Origin of the sequence: Commensalibacter sp. A3DC, from assembly GCF_047307945.1 — a bacterium.
Classification (GTDB): Bacteria; Pseudomonadota; Alphaproteobacteria; order Acetobacterales; family Acetobacteraceae; genus Commensalibacter; species Commensalibacter melissae.
Window position 1 is genome coordinate 1 of record NZ_JAXOQA010000045.1, and the last position, 14,661, is coordinate 14,661.

Sequence of the window (14,661 nt, forward strand, 5' to 3'; positions counted from 1 at the left end):
GTGTAAGTCAAAAAATAATAATTAAGTTTATTAATTCATTGTAAATAGCGAAATAAACTTGAATATTTGTTTAAAAAATCGAAAATATTAATTTTTCTAGAGATTTATCTCTAGAATTTATCACTTAATAACCAATATAAACCAATAAAAATATTTATACTTAATAATAAGCATGATTTTTAAAGTGGGAATTTTTTTTAATGAGAACTGATAATAAAGAAGAAAAATTTTCGAATATAACTGATATAGATGCTGTTAAAAGGGCGTTGGAAAGTATAGGGGATTCTACAAATAAAAAGACAGTGAAAGAAAAAGGAAATGATAATTTTCCTAAAAGACGGTTTATTAGGGATCAAGGAGTAATTGTTAAAAAACAGAATTTAGAAAAATTTTCTAGAAAAACATATTTTCAAGATTTTTCTGTTGATGATAAACTGTCAAAATATAATCGAAAATTATCGATAACAAATGAAAAAGATGAAAATAGTTTCAAAACCATTCTTAAACATATTGAAATGCTTGTCGAGAAAATGGCATTGATGCAAAAACAAGTCGAGAATTTGGAAAAATTGAATATTCAACTTTCAGAACAATTCAAGAGTGTGACATCCAGTTTTAATAAACCAAATGAAATTGAGACTGTTGAGATTATGGAAGATGATGATATTGTTGATGAATTGGGACAAAAACCGGTCAAATGGTGGATTAGAAAGCTTGACTAATGTCCAAACTTATTGTTAAACGTTATGAAAATTTATGGAAAGGACATTTTAAACTTGATAGAGCAGAAGCTGTTCAGAAATATTCGGATGGTAATGAAAAGTCTATCAAGCGTGAAATATTAAGAGTAAATGACAGTGTTGCGGTTTTATTATTTCGTCATGATAATGGAAACATTATTTTAACTTCACAATGGCGGGCACCTGTTCTTGCAAGAGGTGACGATAATAATCCGGTTATAGAAGTATGTGCAGGCAACATAGATTTATCAGATTATGATCCCTTAAAAAAAAATCCATTGGAAGCGGCTTATCAAGCTGCTTATCGAGAGGCAAAAGAAGAGACAGGTTGGCATATAAATCAGTTGTACCATTTATTTGCCTTGTATAGTTCGCCAGGAATCACAACAGAAAAATTATATTATTTTATCGCTTCCGTGGATAAGCAAGATCAAAAGGGTGGTGGATTACGACAGGAAGGCGAAAATATTGAAATATTGGAAATGAAATTGACGTTGGCCTTTGAATGGATCAAAGAAAATAAAATTGTTGATTTGAAAACGGTATTTTTGTTACAGTATTTCGGTAATAATATTAATCTATTTATGTAAGACCAAATATTTAGATGTAATTCAAATAATTTTTTGGCTGAAAAATCAATATAATCATATCAGTCTGCATCATGTTTTGTAGAAAAAAAGTCGTGCAGACGAAATATTTTTATATTTACCTATCTATACGGTTATATTGTTTTTAATTGTAATTAGTGTTGATTTTAACTAGTATTTACTCGTTTATAAATTTAAAACGTGTAAAGATAATTTGTAACAGAAGAATAAGGAATAAGTCGTGGTATTTCGTCGGGATCTTTTGCGTACTACAGCAGGAGCCTCCTTGGTTGGAATAGTTGGTGGAATAACAAATATTTCCCCAGTATCTCTTGCAAAAGCAGATGAACATAATTCTGTGGATCAGGGAAAACCATTTGATCAAACTACGGTAAGACAATTGGCAAAATCAATGGCGCAACGTGCGTATAAGGCACCTGATGATCATTTGCCAGATGTGATTGACAAACTAGATTTTGATGGATTTAGGGGAATTGAATTCCGCCATGAAAGAGCTTTATGGAATAATGAAAATTTAAATTTTGCTATTGAATTCTTTCCGAGAGGTTTTTTATATCGACCACGTATAGATATTTACGAGGTAATTGATGGGGTTTCCAAGCCTGTTCAATATCATTCTGACATGTTTTCCTATGCGGATCCTAAACACAAAATTGATCAGGATTTAGGATTTTCTGGCCTGAAATTGATGACCAAACTCAATCAATCGGAAACGATGGAAGAATTTGCAGTATTTTTAGGTGCATCCTATTTCAGGGCGATAGCCAAAGGTCAACAATATGGTTTGTCTGCGCGTGGTTTTGCTAAGGGAACCGCGGATCCACAAGGAGAGGAATTTCCTCTATTTCGGGCGTTCTGGATTGTCAAGCCTAAACACGGCATTGAATCGTTGGTTATATATGCATTGCTGGACAGCCCTTCATTAACCGGGGCATATTGCTTTACAATTCGCCCAGGTAACATGACAATATTCGATGTTGAAACCCATATCTATCCCCGTAAATTAATTTCTAATGGCGGAATTGCCCCTCTGACTGGTATGTTTTATTTTGATGCCAATGATCGTAATCATATTGATGATTGGCGTCCTGCCGCCCATGACAGTGAGGGTCTTCTTATATGGACGGGTACAGGACAACAAATATGGAGACCTTTAACCAATCCCGTTGATTTACAATATTCTGTTTTTGTTGATAACGCGTTAAAGGGTTTTGGCCTAATTCAACGTAAACATGCCTTTAGCCAGTATGAAGATCTGTCTTTGCATTATGAATTAAGACCAACCGCTTGGGTTGAACCCGTGGGTGAATGGCAAGCGGGTAGTGTCAATTTGGTGGAAATACCTTCCCCCAGTGAAGTCAATGATAATATTGTGGCATTCTGGCGCCCCAAAGAAGTTTTTAGAGAAGGAAAAGAATATTCCTTTACTTACCGTTTATATTGGGGATGGGATAATCCATGGACAACATCTTTATCTCGTATTGCTGCAACCAGAATAGGGGCAGTTGTTGATAAACCGGATGTAAGATTTATTTGTATAGATTTTTTTGATGGTCCATTGAACGGCTATTCATCGGATAAACAATTGCATGTCAATGTATCCTCTTCCACGGGTCAAATTAGCAATATAAGCATGTATTCAGATACAAATTTGCATAAATGGAGAACGACTTTTGAGTTCGATCCTAAAGGAGCTAAAATGGCTGAATTGAAATGTGTTTTAATGGATGGGGATCAACCAATTTCCGAACAATGGACCTATCGTTGGACACCGTAACATATTTGTGAAATTTATTGTTTAATAACCCAAGCATGAAAAGCTTGGGATTTTTTTAGGTAGGTATAAGAAACGGTTATTATTTTCAAAAATCATTTATCCATGTATGAGTAAATTGATTTTATAATCAACTTCTTGGATGCATTTGTTTCCAGTCTATTGAAATATTTATATTTGTAAGTTAGGCTTCGGGTATTTTAAATAGGAGAAAAAAATACTTATGGTTGAATTAAAGGTCAATAATCATTGTCATCTGCAAAATGATTTGAATGAAATCAAATTTCAGGACTTAACAGCTGACAAATTTGAATTTGCTGCCCTTCCTCCAGAATCTCCTATTGAAATGCCTGTGCAAAATTTATTTTCAAGGCCAAATATTCATAATCGATCTAAAAGAATGAAAACTGAACCAAAGACAATTTTCTTTAGAAGATTGTTTGTTTTTTTATTATCTTTTTTATTAACGGCGTACGCCTCCTACGAAATGAATCTAGTGTTTAACAGCACAGGCATGAATTCCCTTGGCGTTATTATTCTGATTATTTTTACAGTATTGTTTTTATGGATTGCCTTTTCTTTTGTTTCATCACTTGGAGGATTTTTTGAGCAATTGAAACAAAAGGGAGGTCTTTCGCTAAATATCGATCCCAAAGCACAAATTCCTAATTTGCGTAATAAGACAGCAGTGCTAATGCCTACCTACAACGAGGATCCACATCGTGTTTTGGCTGGTTTGAAAGCAATCTTTAACAGTCTTCAAGCGACTGGTCAGGGTGATCACTTTGATTATTTCATTTTATCGGACACTACCGATCCGGATGTATGGGTTGAGGAAGAGGCAACTTATTTACGCCTGATTGAAGAAACAAAGGGTCTAAATAAGATTTTTTATCGACGCCGTTTTGAAAATACCGATCGTAAGGCTGGAAATTTGGGGGAATGGGTTCGACGTTTTGGTGGGGCCTATGAACATATGTTGACTCTTGATGCGGATAGCCTGATGGAAGGGGACACGATAGTAAGAATCTGTGCGGCCATGGAAGAAAACCCAGAAGTTGGATTGATTCAAACTTTACCGGTTATTGTCAATGGCACAACGTTGTTTGCGCGGTTGCAACAATTTGCCGGACGGGTTTATGGTCCTACTATCGCTTATGGTTTAGCATGGTGGCACGGGTCAGAAAGTAATTATTGGGGACATAATGCAATCATACGGATCAAGGCTTTTGCCGAGCAGGCTGGATTGCCCCATCTTCCGGCAGTGAGAAAACCTTTTGGTGGCATGATCATGAGTCATGATTTTGTTGAGGCGGCTTTGATGAGAAGGGGGAGATGGGCCATTCATATGGTTCCTGCATTACAGGGTTCCTATGAGGAAAGTCCGCCTTCCTTGACTGATATTGCTATCCGTGATCGTCGTTGGTGTCAGGGGAATTTGCAGCATGCCATGATAATTCCAACAAAAAAGTTGAGCTGGATAAGTCGTATACATATGATAACAGGTATTGGAGCGTATGTAATGTCACCATTGTGGCTGTTATTTTTGCTTGCGGGTATTCTGGTATCACTACAGGCTTTATTCATGAAACCGGAATATTTCAGTACAACGGATCGCGTATTATTTCCTCATTGGCCCCAGGTTGATCCAGTTCAGGCTGAATATGTTTTTATTTTAACTATGCTTGTTTTGTTGGCCCCTAAATTTTTAGCGTGGATTGCCCTTTTGGCCAATCCTTTTTTAAGAAAAGGATGCGGTGGAGAAATCAAGGCTTTGTTCTCCATTGTTATTGAAACGCTTGTTGGTGGATTGATTGCACCTGTTGCGATGTTGATTCAAACCGCGGCGGTAGCGTCAATATTGTTGGGATATGATTCAGGATGGAATGCCCAACGTAGAGATGTCGGTTATATTCCTTTAAAAGATGTTATTCGGGATTATTGGCCACATACAGTTATTGGTATTTTAATGGGTGCAGCTGCTTGGGCAGTTTCTTTTTCTTTATTTTTATGGATGACACCTGTATTGCTGGGATTATTATTGGCAATTCCTCTAGTATGGATGACTTCAAGTCAGAAAATCGGAATTTTATGTCGCAAATTGGGTTTGCTAATCATTCCTGAAGAAGTTAATCCGCCAAATATTTTACGACTTGATAAAAAAGAAAAAGAAAAAATTGCAAATTTGGAAGTTAAAAATGCCTTTCACAATTTAGATAACAGTAAGCTAATTCAATTTCATTTGGCTCAGCTCCCTCAGGAACGGAATAAAGGGGAAGCTATTAATGCAAATGAATTGGTCAGTATTGTTAAAATTGAGGAGGCAGACAATCGTCAGCAACTTTTGGAGAATTTAACAAAAGCGGAAAAATCGGCTGTACTAGCTTGTAAAAAAGCTCTCATCAAATTTTTTAAAGTGCCATTATAAAGATTATAAAAAATGAGCTAAAATCTTTAGAGATTGTCTTACTTCTATGCTAGGAAGTAAGACTTAAAATAAATCATATAATTTTTTATAGTTTTTCATTTTTAAAAATTAATTCAGAATGTAATTTGTTGAATAATCAACGATTTAGTTAAATAGATTAGATAATGATTATTATTTAATATTCGTTTTTCAAAAACAATAAATGGTTTTGTTTTTATCTCTATTGTTCGATAAACGCATGTTTTTTTCCAATTCAAAAATTTTTTCTGTCAAAATTTTACTGGATTGATTTGTTTTTTTTCCTTTTTTGGTTAAAATTACAAATTCTACGTTATTGGCTTTATGAGAATAACGCTGGCTGCTGACACGATAACGTTTATAAATTTTTGCAAAAATTGATACACGGCCAATTGTACAGTTTTGGCGTATCATTTCCTCCAAAGGTATAAAACCATCTGTACTATAGCTAGTCATTATCCATTGTGTAGGTAGAGTCTGAAGAAGTGTATTATAAGCATCACTTGCCTGTTTGCGAATGGTATAAGCACTTTTTCGGTCTTTTCTCCAATCCTTACGAATTGCAGATTTATCCCGGCAGGAAATTTTGTTGGATATATTAGGCTTGTCCCACAAAGTAATACTGTTCAGGACATGATAATTGGATCCGTATGGATGCTGGTTATAGGGTGGATCTAAATAGGCAATTGAGTAATCGGGTAAATTCATATTTTGTAATTTTTCAGCAAGAAGTTGCGCATCCATTTGAAAAATTAAATTTTCCTGATGATTGTTAAAAAATTGTATAGGTTGTAGCTTTAAATCTCCCGCAATACGATAAAGGGCGGTTTTTGTTTGTCCGCCCCATCCCTTATGAAAGCCTTTGAAAACGCCACTTGTATTTGCATGATAACACGCACAATAAAGTAGTGGAGCAAGCAGGCAGGCAAATTGAATTTCGCTAAGTTTATCTTTTTGTTCCCATTCGAATATTTTTTCACGTATTGCATCAATTTTTAAACCGTTTTTTCGCATGTAAAAAAGCCGGTCTTTGGATAAATCATATTGGTCATCATTTTCAGGACATAAATGAGAGGTTACCCAATTTTGTATCGGTGGCAGATTATTTAGATACAGCAAAATATCTTCATAGGATTGTTCATTGAAGAATTTGGGAGAAGATTGTATCTGTATTGAAGCAATATTGAGGATTCGGCTATAAGGTTCCCAATCATTGGAAAATACGCGATAGCCTATTTTTTTTGCAAGGCGGCTGACTACGCCGCTGCCTGAAAATAAATCTATAAACAATCCATTTTTTGGCGAACCTTTAGTTTTAGACATACCAAGATGAATTAAATCCAATAATTTTCGTTTATTCCCTATATAGGGTATAAGTTGATTAAATAAAAAGTTATCAGTTTGATAAGCTGAATGTTTTTCTTTATTCCACTGCATTTAGTATATTAAACTTGTATGGTTTACTTGTCACGATCATGAAGGAAGAGAAATACAAAATTATCATAGAGTAAATTTGATCAAAAATTTGTTTTGTATGGAAAATGTTACATTTTATAATGACGTAAATTCATTACGTTTGTAACCTTGAACGAATAAAGCGGATAGTAACGAGGTATGCTGAATTTTATTTATAATTTTTTCAGCAACAATCGGTTTGGGATAAAAACCGATACCTAATCCTGCAGAACTCAACATGGGCAGGTCGTTGGCACCATCGCCAATTGCCATTGTTTCATCATTGGACAAGGAAAGTTCTTTTGTAAGGCGTTGAAGATGATTCAATTTAGCTTCTTTTCCAAGAATTGGAGGAATAACCTTTCCATCAAGCATATTATTCTGAAAACTTAATTGATTTGCATGATTTTCATCAAATTGACAAATCTGGCTTACTTTTTCGGTAAAATAGGTGAATCCTCCGGAAATTAAAGCTGTATGCGCATAATGGTTTTTCATTGTAGCTACAAGAATTTTTGCCCCTTCATTGAGTTTTGTTTTATTCCAGGTTTTTTCCAAAAAATTTATAGAAACGTTTTTCAACAAGGCGATTCTTTCTTTTAGGGCTGTTTCAAAATCAAGCTCACCATTCATGGCACGTTCGGTTATTGCAGAAATGCGATTGCCAATTCCTGCTTCGGCAGCCAGGTCATCAAGTGTTTCATTTTTCACGATAGTACTGTCCATATCAGCTATTAAAAGCCTTTTTTTTCTGTGCGTGGAACAGGTTATAAAAAAATCTGCCTCATCAATATCCAGCGATTTTTTTATATCTTGATAAAGTGCCAGAGCTCCGGTTAGATTATTAATGGAAGCTGGAGCGATAAAATCTATCGCTTCTTCATGAGAAAGCCATTGATAATTCAGATATGAGAATTTCTGTCTAACTCGATCTATAATTGATTGATTAAGCAATGAGGGTGGTGTTACCAAAGTAAAAATAAAGGACATAAAATTATCCGTGATAAGATTGGGGCTTTAACATAATGAATTCAGATCAATTTGATTTTGGTTAACTTTTAATGATATTTCTCATAAAAACAAGAACTTCTGAAATTTAATTATATAAAGCGGTTTTCAGGGAACTGTTTTATAACTAATTAGTGATTCAATTATTATGAATAAACCAAAACATGGATTATGCTTATGGAACAGGCGGTGCTTCAATCACGGTCTTTAAATAATGAATTGCGGCAGGGAAAAAAAAATTGGGCGGTTGTTGTTGCCGGTCCAACATGTTCAGGTAAATCTTTCCTCGCTTTACAGCTTGCACAAAGTTTAAATGGATCAATTATCAATGCGGATGCAATGCAATGTTATGCTGATTTACGTATCATAACCGCTCGTCCCTCTTTTGAGGATGAAAAACGAGTTCCACATTATTTATATGGGGTGTTGCCTTGGTATAAAACGGGTAATGTTGGTTGGTGGCGACAACAGGCACTTAATCAGTTGCAGAAAATATGGGAAAATCACAAATTGCCTGTATTATGTGGTGGAACAGGCATGTATTTTCATTCCTTAATTCATGGTATTGCCACGATACCTGAACCAGATCCGTCAATAAGGAAACAGGCACGTCAGTTAGTCAATGATGGAAAACTAGCGGATTTATATAATGAATTGGCCAAAGAAGATCCTGAATCGGTCGAGGAATTAAAATCTAATGATTCTCAAAGAATTGCTCGAGCATGGGAAGTCTGGAAATCAAGTGGGAAAGGATTGAGATATTGGCAAAAACATGCGCATTTACCTGGTGCAGATTGTAATTTTATTGTTATTCGCCTTGCACCTGAGCGTTCTGTTTTACGTCAAGCCGTAGCTAATCGTTTTGGATTGATGATTGATGAAGGTGCACTGGAAGAGGTTAAACTTTATGCGGAAAAAAAACCGTCTTTGTCATGTCCTTTGTCCAGAGCTCATGGAGTTCCAGAGTTTATGGCTTATCTTAATAACAGGATTTCTATTAAAGAGGCCGTTGAACAGGCTGTAAAGAATACACAACGATACATTAAGCGTCAGGAAACATGGTTTTCACATCGAATTTTAGCGCCAGTGCAGCAAACTTGTATTTTTAATTCAAGAATAGACAAAAATACGCAATATTTGCAAAGAATTATTAAAAAATCTGAACTTTTTATTAATAGTTTTATTGACGAATAATCATTTATTGATTAGGGTAATTTCAATAATAATTTATAAGATAAGATTAAACTGCAAATCATTTTATTTGGTTTAAATTTATAATTCTATTAATACCAAGGATTAATTGAAAATGACAGAGGCTATGCAAAAGAACGGTAATAATGCTCTTAAAGAAAAAAAAAATTATGATATGACTGGAGCAGAAGTTCTTTTACAGGTACTCGTTGATCAGGGTGTGGATATTATTTTTGGATATCCGGGTGGGGCTGTTCTGCCCATTTATGATGTTTTATTCAAGCAAAAGAAAATTCGCCATATTCTAACACGCCATGAACAGGCTGCCGTGCATGCCGCAGAAGCCTATGCCCGTTCAACGGGAAAGGTAGGTGTTGTTTTGGTTACCAGTGGACCGGGCGCAACCAATACCGTTACTGGGTTGGTGGATGCCTTAATGGACTCCGTTCCCATTGTTTGTATCAGTGGACAGGTCTTCAGAAGTTTGATTGGTAATGACGCTTTTCAAGAAGCGGACACGGTTGGGATTACTAGGGCCGCGACTAAATTTAATTATCTGGTTAAGGATACGGAAAAATTGGCTCAGAAATTGCATGAGGCATTTTATATAGCCAAAACAGGTAGGCCCGGACCTGTTCTTGTCGATATTCCAAAAGATGTCACTTTAGAAAAAGCACCCTATATTAAGAAAAACAAAGTCGAACCTTATCCATCTTATAGACCGGTTACTGAACCCGATGAAAATCAGGTTGTAAAAGCGGTAGATGCAATGAAAAAGGCAAAGCGTCCCTTATTCTATATAGGAGGTGGGGTTATTAATGCTGGAAAAAAGGCATGTGAATCGTTAAAGAAATTGGTTAATTTAACCGATTTTCCGTGTACTGCTACGTTAATGGGTCTTGGTGCATTTCCTGGTTCAGACAAGCATTTTCTCGGCATGTTAGGAATGCATGGAACTTATGAAGCAAATATGGCCACCCATGATTGTGATGTCTTGATTGCTTTGGGTGCGCGATTTGATGACCGTGTTACAGGCAGTGTAAAACATTTCTCACCGAATTCCATTAAAATACATGCTGATATTGACCCTTCTCAAATTAACAAGATTGTAATTGTTGACATACCTATTGTCGGGGACGTGGCCAAAACGATCGAGTTGATGATCAAGCTATGGGACAAAAGGGAAGATCAGAAAAAAGATTTGAAAAACTGGTGGAAACAAATTGAAGCATGGCAGTCAATAGAGTGCCTGAAATATGATCAGGATAAATCAAAGGGCAGTATTGTAAAGCCCCAGCATGCCATTCGTTCACTTTACAAAGCGGTTAAAAAAAGAAAAAAAGAGGCATATGTAACAACAGAAGTCGGTCAGCACCAAATGTGGGCAGCTCAATATTATGTTTTTGATCAGCCTAATCATTTCATGACATCTGGTGGATTGGGTACCATGGGGTATGGATTACCGGCTTCTGTAGGAACACAAATTGCGCATCCCGAGGATCTTGTTATAGATATTGCGGGCGAGGCCTCTACCATGATGAACATTCAGGAACTGGCCACAATCAAACAATATCGTCTGCCAGTGAAGATTTTTATCTTGAATAACCATTATATGGGTATGGTGCGACAATGGCAGGAATTGGTTCATGGTGGACGTTATTCTGAAAGTTACAGTGAAAGTCTACCTGATTTCGTTAAATTGGCGGAAAGTTTTGGCATTAAGGGATTGAGAATAGAAACGATTGATGACTTGGATAATGTCATTGATGAAATGCTTGATGAGCCGGGACCAGTGTTGGTTGATGTTTGTGTTCAGCAAGAGGAAAATTGTTTTCCAATGATTCCAGCGGGTGCACCCCACAATCAGATGATATTGGGACCAAATAAAAAATAAGGCTTGGCATTTTTTATTTTATTTTAATGTTGGGAATAAAAATGGGCAATCAACGTAATAATGTATCGTTATCGGAAGTCATCGAAGATAAAGATAATTTTGTTAAAGCTGTTTTTTCTTTGATTGTTGAAAATGAAAGTGGTGTTCTGTCCCGTGTTATAGGTCTGTTGTCGGGACGCGGGTATAATATTGAAAGTCTTACTGTCGCACCTGTAAATAAGGATGAAAAGAAATCCAGAATCAATATTCTGACTTCTGGCACTCCCATGGTGATTGATCAAATCAAAGAGCAGTTAAGTAGGCAGGTTCCTGTCTATCATGTTGTTAATTTATGTGAACAGAGTTCATATGTTGCACGCGAATTAGCATTAATTAAGGTTGTTTCCAAAGGAAATGAAAGAACAGAAGCGTTAAATTTGGCTGGTGCATTCCGGGCACAGGTTGTTGATGCAAGTATTGACTCCCTTGTGTTTGAACTGACTGGTAAAACCGAAAAAATAAATGCTTTTGTGGATTTATTACGTCCATTGGGTTTGGTAGAATTGTCCAGAACAGGTATTGCCGCCATTGGACGTGGTTGTCATACAATTTATTAAATTGAAAATTTGTAAGGATTATTAAGATGCGTGTTTATTATGATCGTGACGCAGATGTTAATTTGATCAAGAACAAAAAAGTTGCCGTATTGGGCTATGGCAGCCAAGGTCATGCCCATGCAAACAATATGAAAGATAGTGGGGTAAAAGATATTGTAATTGGTCTTCGTCCAGGTTCCAAGAGTGCACAAAAAGCAGAAGCGGCTGGTTTAAAGGTTATGAGTGTCGCAGATGCTGCCGCCTGGGCTGACGTTGTTATGATTTTGACTCCAGATGAAGCACAAGGGGATTTATATCGTGAAGAACTGGAAAAAAATCTTAAGCAAGGAGCCGCAATTGCTTTTGCACATGGTTTAGCCATTCATTTCAAGATTATTGAACCTCGTCCTGATCTGGATGTTTTCATGATTGCTCCTAAAGGTCCAGGCCACACTGTTCGTTCAGAATATCAGCGTGGTGGAGGGGTTCCATGCTTGGTTGCCGTTCACCAGAATCCTTCAGGTAATGCCCTAGAGATTGCGCTTTCTTATGCCGCCGCAATAGGTGGTGGCCGTTCTGGCGTTATTGAAACAACCTTTCGTGAGGAATGTGAAACAGATCTTTTTGGTGAACAGGCGGTATTATGTGGTGGATTGGTAGACTTGATCCGAAATGGGTTTGAAACGCTTGTTGAAGCAGGCTATGCACCTGAAATGGCATATTTTGAGTGTCTTCATGAGGTTAAGTTGATTGTTGACCTTATTTATGAGGGAGGGTTTGCCAATATGAACTATTCAATTTCAAATACAGCGGAATATGGAGAATATGTTTCAGGTCCTCGGGTTATTACAGAAGAATCTCGTAACGCCATGCGGAATATTTTAAAAGATATACAGGATGGAACCTTTGTTAATAAATTTATGATTGATAATAAGGTTGGACAAATAAGTTTAAAAGCACGTCGCCAGCAATTGAACAATCATCCAATTGAACAGGTTGGTGGAAAATTACGTGAAATGATGCCATGGATTACAAAAAACCGTTTGGTTGATAAAAGTAAAAACTAGTTTTTTAATTTTTTCGTTTTAAAAAGAGCTATGACTTAATAAAAAATCATAGCTTTTTTTGTGCAAAAAATAGAAAATTACCAGCTTATTGAACGATCCAGCTGTTTGTTCAAGGCATTGGTTTTATCAAGGATATTGGCAATGAATTGATCTTTTTCACTCGCTTTGAAATAATTGAAAATATCCTGTATTGTATTGAGTGCTGTATATCCCCGGTTATTCTTAAACAACTTTTCAGCATGGTCATACATACCCTGCGCAATTAGTCGTTTGATATTGATATTTTGATCGTCAATATAAAAATTAATCAGTTGATCATATGTTTGTTTAATTTCAATACCTTTATGTAACATAATTTGAAGCTTTGCTTTTTTTAAAATTGCATCGGCACCATTATAGCGGGTTTTTGGATTATTTTTATGATGGGCAACAGCGATAAATTCTGTATAAGTTGTAAGAGCCTGATCATATTGCTGTAAGTTGATTTGAAGTTCAGCCTTGGTTAGATAGGCATTGCTGATTTCATAATATAATTTTTCGTCTTGAGTATCCTTATAAAGTTTTATTACGTCGGTTAAATATTGCAAGGCGAATTTGCTCTGTTTCTGTTTTTCCAAAATAATGCTTTTATTGATATATGCCTTGATAATTATGTCATTCAAGTCATATTGTTTTGAATCATGAACTGATTTATATTTGTTCAAGATCTGATCGTAGACAGAAGAGGCCTGGTTCAAGCGGTTAAGATCAGTGAGGATATTGGCTTTGGTAAGCAGTGCCATAGCAACGATCTTCCTGATTTTAGGGTTGGTAAATTGTGAAAAATCATCATGAATTTGGTTGCATAGAGCTAACGCTGTATCTGTATCATGTTTACTGTTTAAAATCTGCGTTTTACCTAACAGGGCAATGGATTTGTAATATGGCAAATCTTCATCTTTGTTTGTAGAGGCATTGATTTTTGCCAGAATTTCATCATAGGTTTTTAATGCGGCGTTTTGTGGATCATTGCCAAATAAATCTTTTTGATTTTCAGGAATGTGAACTACGCGATGAAGTATTTCGGCTCGATATAACAAATTTTGCAAAAGAAATTTTTTGATCTGAGGATTGGGATCATCATGATATAACCGAATAAATGCATTGCTGTTATAAAGTGCTATTCCCCATTCTTTACGGTCAAGACGGTTTTTGGTTCTGGCCATAATGGATCGGGCAGTGATTAACCGAAGGGTTGGATCTTTGTCTTTGACAAATTTTTCTACAATTGATGAATGGATGTTGAGGGCTGTATCATGATGCCCAGTTTCGTTCAGAATTACAGTTTCATTATACATAACCTGAGCAATCATGCGCTTAATATCAATTTTCTGATCAGATCCATATGTGGAAACCAAATATGAAAAGGCTAGCATGGCTTCATCATATTGTTTTTGTTGAAGTAAGAGGTTACCTTGGTTAAACCGCGCTTTTGCCACATCATACCGTATTTTTTTATTGTTGCTGCCCATGTAGAGGTTGCTGAGTTGTTCATAGGTAATGACGGCTCCTTCAATATCATGAAGATTGGTAAGGATTTCGGCTTTTTTTAATAAACCCTTGGCTACAATTTTCTGAATTGTCTTATTGTGACGATTACCGTAATATTCTGACAGAAAACTAAAGTCTCCCATAGCCTGTAATGGTTTGTTATTTTTCAGATATAAATATCCAGATTGCAAGGCTGCATCCGCATGATTTTCGCTTTGCACCTCATAGCGATAATATATTCCAATACCAACACAGGTTAAGAAAATGAAAGCATATAAAATTATTTTTTTACGCATGAATATTACTTTACCCTTAATTTAAAATATTTGGGGATAATCCTGACTATTCTATCGTTTTTTTTGAATAATTACAC

The 14,661-nt window shown here is 36.0% G+C and carries 11 protein-coding genes; 8 read left to right on the forward strand and 3 right to left on the reverse strand.

Annotated features, from left to right (window positions below; genetic code table 11):
• Window positions 1–200 precede the first annotated feature (200 nt).
• The 4 genes from U0839_RS06340 (at window position 201) to mdoH (ending at window position 5,550) form a co-directional block, all read left to right on the forward strand.
• Window positions 201–722, forward strand: a complete 522-nt coding sequence (locus tag U0839_RS06340; protein WP_155565289.1) for a hypothetical protein — start codon at window positions 201–203, stop codon at window positions 720–722.
• On the forward strand, window positions 722–1,330 hold the full coding sequence (locus U0839_RS06345) for an NUDIX domain-containing protein (RefSeq protein ID WP_155565290.1): 609 nt from the start codon (window positions 722–724) through the stop codon (window positions 1,328–1,330). The genes U0839_RS06340 and U0839_RS06345 overlap by 1 nt, the downstream gene beginning before the upstream one ends.
• 238 nt (window positions 1,331–1,568) lie before the next feature.
• Complete coding sequence (locus tag U0839_RS06350; protein ID WP_413550309.1) at window positions 1,569–3,125, forward strand: glucan biosynthesis protein; 1,557 nt, start codon at window positions 1,569–1,571, stop codon at window positions 3,123–3,125.
• Between the two features lie 220 nt (window positions 3,126–3,345).
• Entirely contained in the window at window positions 3,346–5,550 is a 2,205-nt protein-coding gene (mdoH, locus tag U0839_RS06355; RefSeq protein ID WP_155569110.1) for a glucans biosynthesis glucosyltransferase MdoH, read from the forward strand.
• A gap of 189 nt (window positions 5,551–5,739) precedes the next feature.
• Here mdoH and U0839_RS06360 read toward each other — a convergent pair whose 3' ends face one another.
• Both U0839_RS06360 and serB read right to left on the reverse strand, forming a co-directional pair.
• On the reverse strand, window positions 5,740–7,005 hold the full coding sequence (locus U0839_RS06360; RefSeq protein ID WP_155565292.1) for a DNA adenine methylase: 1,266 nt from the start codon (window positions 7,003–7,005) through the stop codon (window positions 5,740–5,742).
• Between the two features lie 114 nt (window positions 7,006–7,119).
• On the reverse strand, window positions 7,120–8,013 hold the full coding sequence (gene serB / locus U0839_RS06365) for a phosphoserine phosphatase SerB (RefSeq protein ID WP_155565293.1): 894 nt from the start codon (window positions 8,011–8,013) through the stop codon (window positions 7,120–7,122).
• 195 nt (window positions 8,014–8,208) lie between these two features.
• On the opposite strand from serB, the gene miaA reads away from it, so the two are divergent.
• The 4 genes from miaA (at window position 8,209) to ilvC (ending at window position 12,758) form a co-directional block, all read left to right on the forward strand.
• Complete coding sequence (gene miaA / locus U0839_RS06370; protein ID WP_413550310.1) at window positions 8,209–9,225, forward strand: tRNA (adenosine(37)-N6)-dimethylallyltransferase MiaA; 1,017 nt, start codon at window positions 8,209–8,211, stop codon at window positions 9,223–9,225.
• Between the two features lie 112 nt (window positions 9,226–9,337).
• Window positions 9,338–11,116, forward strand: coding sequence for a biosynthetic-type acetolactate synthase large subunit (ilvB, locus tag U0839_RS06375; RefSeq protein ID WP_370533587.1), 1,779 nt, complete (start codon window positions 9,338–9,340; stop codon window positions 11,114–11,116).
• Between the two features lie 41 nt (window positions 11,117–11,157).
• Window positions 11,158–11,712, forward strand: coding sequence for an acetolactate synthase small subunit (gene ilvN, locus U0839_RS06380; RefSeq protein ID WP_110439014.1), 555 nt, complete (start codon window positions 11,158–11,160; stop codon window positions 11,710–11,712).
• A 26-nt stretch (window positions 11,713–11,738) separates the two neighbouring features.
• The gene (gene ilvC / locus U0839_RS06385; RefSeq protein ID WP_155565295.1) at window positions 11,739–12,758 is read left to right on the forward strand and encodes a ketol-acid reductoisomerase; all 1,020 of its coding nucleotides are present in this window, start codon (window positions 11,739–11,741) and stop codon (window positions 12,756–12,758) included.
• 77 nt (window positions 12,759–12,835) lie between these two features.
• Here ilvC and U0839_RS06390 read toward each other — a convergent pair whose 3' ends face one another.
• Entirely contained in the window at window positions 12,836–14,584 is a 1,749-nt protein-coding gene (locus U0839_RS06390) for a tetratricopeptide repeat protein (RefSeq protein WP_155565296.1), read from the reverse strand.
• Between the last annotated feature and the right edge of the window lie 77 nt (window positions 14,585–14,661).

Excerpts from the sequence above, each read along its gene's own strand:
- U0839_RS06340 (WP_155565289.1), top strand. The coding sequence starts at position 201 with ATGAGAACTGATAATAAAGAAGAAAAATTTTCGAATATAACTGATATA.
- U0839_RS06345 (WP_155565290.1), top strand. The coding sequence starts at position 722 with ATGTCCAAACTTATTGTTAAACGTTATGAAAATTTATGGAAAGGACAT.
- mdoH (WP_155569110.1), top strand. The coding sequence starts at position 3,346 with ATGGTTGAATTAAAGGTCAATAATCATTGTCATCTGCAAAATGATTTG.
- U0839_RS06360 (WP_155565292.1), bottom strand. The coding sequence starts at position 7,005 with ATGCAGTGGAATAAAGAAAAACATTCAGCTTATCAAACTGATAACTTT.
- serB (WP_155565293.1), bottom strand. The coding sequence starts at position 8,013 with ATGTCCTTTATTTTTACTTTGGTAACACCACCCTCATTGCTTAATCAA.
- miaA (WP_413550310.1), top strand. The coding sequence starts at position 8,209 with ATGGAACAGGCGGTGCTTCAATCACGGTCTTTAAATAATGAATTGCGG.
- ilvB (WP_370533587.1), top strand. The coding sequence starts at position 9,338 with ATGACAGAGGCTATGCAAAAGAACGGTAATAATGCTCTTAAAGAAAAA.
- ilvN (WP_110439014.1), top strand. The coding sequence starts at position 11,158 with ATGGGCAATCAACGTAATAATGTATCGTTATCGGAAGTCATCGAAGAT.
- ilvC (WP_155565295.1), top strand. The coding sequence starts at position 11,739 with ATGCGTGTTTATTATGATCGTGACGCAGATGTTAATTTGATCAAGAAC.
- U0839_RS06390 (WP_155565296.1), bottom strand. The coding sequence starts at position 14,584 with ATGCGTAAAAAAATAATTTTATATGCTTTCATTTTCTTAACCTGTGTT.